This window comes from Hydrogenophaga sp. FW305-3-2-15-A-LB1, assembly GCF_058787875.1.
Genome location: NZ_JBYTAE010000178.1, coordinates 1 through 1,569, shown reverse-complemented (window position 1 = coordinate 1,569; position 1,569 = coordinate 1). Strand labels below are relative to the sequence as shown.

2 protein-coding genes are annotated in these 1,569 nt (G+C 70.2%); both read right to left on the bottom strand.

The genetic code is table 11. The annotated features are described in order from the left end of the window. Positions 1-1,116: phenylacetate--CoA ligase family protein (locus AC3WPZ_RS27920; protein ID WP_444691528.1), on the bottom strand; the 1,116-nt coding region annotated here is incomplete at its 3' end. Between the two features lie 120 nt (positions 1,117-1,236). Then, on the bottom strand, positions 1,237-1,569 hold a 333-nt coding region (locus AC3WPZ_RS27915), incomplete at its 5' end, for an ATP-binding cassette domain-containing protein (protein WP_492442612.1).

Sequence of the window (1,569 nt, the reverse complement as noted above, 5' to 3'; positions counted from 1 at the left end):
CTCGCTGGCCTCCACGCGCAGGCACATCTGGTCGTTGGCCATCTCGCCGCTGACCACCAGGCGGGCCTTCTTCACCTGCGGGAAGCGCCGCGCGATGTCGGCCACCTGGGCCGGGTGCACGAACATGCCGCGCACCTTGGTGGTCTGGTCGGCGCGGCCCATCCAGCCCTTGATGCGCGGCGCGGTGCGCCCGGTCGGGCAGGCGCCGGGCAGGATGGCCGAGAGGTCGCCGGTGCCGAAGCGGATCAGCGGGTAGGCCGGGTTGAGGGTGGTGACCACCAGCTCGCCCACCTCGCCCTCGGGCACGGGTTCTCCGGTGCCCGGGCGCACGATCTCGACGATCACGCCCTCGTCCACCACCAGGCCCTCGCGCGCGCTTGTCTCGTAGGCCACCAGGCCCAGGTCGGCGGTGGCGTAGCTCTGGTAGACCGCCACGCCGCGCTCGGCGAACCAGTCGCGCAGGCTGGGCGGCAATGCCTCGCCGCCCACCACGGCCTTGCGCATGCTGCCGATGTCGATGCCCTCGGCCTGGGCCTTCTCCACCAGGATGCGCAGGAAGCTGGGCGTGCCGGTGTAGGCCTCGGGCTGGAGTTCGGTGATGGCCTGCAGCTGCTGTTCGGTCTGGCCGGTGCCGGCGGGGAAGACCGAGCAGCCCACGGCGTGGGCGCCGGACTCCAGGATGAAGGCGCCCGGGGTCATGTGGTAGCTGAAGGCGTTGTGCACCAGCTCGCCGGCGCGAAAGCCCGCCGCGTACAGGCAGCGCCCGGCGCGCCAGTAGTCGCGCGTGGCGCCCTCGGGTTCGTAGATCGGGCCGGGCGAGGCGTAGACGCGCGCCATGGCCGGGCCGCGGCGCAGCGTGGAGAAGCCGCCGAAGGGGTCGCTGGCGCGCGAGGCCTTCTGGCGTTCGAGCAGCTCGGTCTTGCGCGTGACGGGCAGGCGCGCCAGGGCCGCGCGGCTGTTCACCGCCTGCGCGTCCACGCCGCGCAGGATCTCGGCGAAGGCGGTGCTGTGCCGCTGGGCGTGCGCCACCTGGGTGGCCAGCTCGCCCATCTGCTCGCGCTCGCGTTGCTCGGGCGATCGGGTTTCCAGGGCGTCGAAGAATTCAGGCTGTGCCATGGCTGCGATGTGTGAAGGTGAAGTGACTGAAACCAGGATGCCGCGGAACCGGCTTTGCCGGGCCGCAGGCGTCGCCCCTGAGGGGTGACGCGCCGGCGGCGCGGCGCGGGGGGAGCCGATTTATGCCAGCCAGCGCTTTCTGCGCTTGTAGCTCTTGATGTCCTTGAAGGACTTGCGCTCGCCCCCGCCCATGCCGAGGTAGAACTCCTTGACGTCCTCGTTGTTGCGCAGCTCGCTGGCCACGCCGTCCATCACGATGCGCCCGCTCTCCATGATGTAGCCGTAGTCGGCGTACTTCAGCGCCATGTTGGTGTTCTGCTCGGCCAGCAGGAAGGTGACCTTCTCCTTCTGGTTGAGGTCCTTGACGATCTCGAACACCTCTTCGACGATCTGCGGGGCCAGGCCCATGGAGGGTTCGTCGAGCAGCATCACGCTGGGGTTGGTCATGAGGGC